This window comes from Streptomyces thermocarboxydovorans (genome assembly GCF_039524635.1).
GTDB classification, from domain to species: domain Bacteria; phylum Actinomycetota; class Actinomycetes; order Streptomycetales; family Streptomycetaceae; genus Streptomyces; species Streptomyces thermocarboxydovorans.
The window spans coordinates 1-1,182 of record NZ_BAAAGU010000139.1 but is presented as its reverse complement, the minus strand read 5'-3'; the positions used below and the strand labels follow the sequence as shown (position 1 = coordinate 1,182).

1 pseudogene is annotated in these 1,182 nt (G+C 70.0%); it reads left to right on the top strand.

Annotated features, from left to right (window positions below):
- A pseudogene (locus tag ABD198_RS30460) lies at positions 1–1,182 on the top strand (alpha-1,4-glucan--maltose-1-phosphate maltosyltransferase); the annotation flags it as partial.

Genomic DNA, 1,182 nt, shown 5'->3' with positions numbered 1-1,182 from the left:
CCCGGCTGGCGGCGGCGCTGACGCCCGAGGTGGACGCGGTGCTGGCGCGGTATCCGCTGCGGGAACTGGTCACCAGCAGCGACCCGCTGCCCCTGCTGGTGGAGCGCGAGCGGGCCCTGTACGGGTCCTGGTACGAGTTCTTCCCCCGCTCCGAGGGCACGCCCGAGCAGCCGCACGGCACCTTCCGCACCGCCGCCCGCCGCCTGCCCGCGATCGCCGCGATGGGCTTCGACGTGGTCTACCTGCCCCCGATCCACCCCATCGGCACCACCTTCCGCAAAGGCCCCAACAACACCCTCAACGCCGGCCCCGACGACGTCGGCGTCCCCTGGGCCATCGGCTCCCCCGAAGGCGGCCACGACGCCGTCCACCCCCAGCTGGGCACCCTGGAGGACTTCACCTGGTTCGTCCAGCGCGCCGGCGAACTCGGCCTGGAGATCGCCCTCGACTTCGCCCTGCAGTGCTCCCCCGACCACCCGTGGGTGCACAAGCACCCGGAGTGGTTCCACCACCGGCCCGACGGCACCATCGCCCACGCCGAGAACCCGCCGAAGAAGTACCAGGACATCTACCCCATCGCCTTCGACGCCGACATGGACGGCCTGATCGCCGAGACCGTCCGCATCCTGCGCCACTGGATGCGCTGCGGCGTACGCATCTTCCGCGTCGACAACCCGCACACCAAACCGGTCGTCTTCTGGGAACGCGTCATCGCCGAGATCAACCGCACCGACCCCGATGTGATCTTCCTGGCGGAGGCGTTCACCCGCCCGGCGATGATGCACACCCTGGCCCAGATCGGCTTCCAGCAGTCCTACACCTACTTCACCTGGCGCAACACCAAGCAGGAACTCACCGACTACCTGACCGAACTGTCCGGGGAGGCGGCCGCCTACATGCGGCCCAACTTCTTCGCCAACACCCCCGACATCCTGCACGCCTACCTCCAGCACGGCGGCCGGCCCGCCTTCGAGGTCCGCGCCGTGCTCGCCGCCACCCTCTCCCCCACCTGGGGCATCTACAGCGGCTACGAGCTGTGCGAGAACACCCCACTGCGCGAGGGCAGCGAGGAGTACCTCGACAGCGAGAAGTACCAGCTGCGCCCCCGCGACTGGGAGGCCGCCGAACGCGAGGGCCGCACCATCACCCCCCTGATCACCCGGCTCAACACCATCCGGCGCG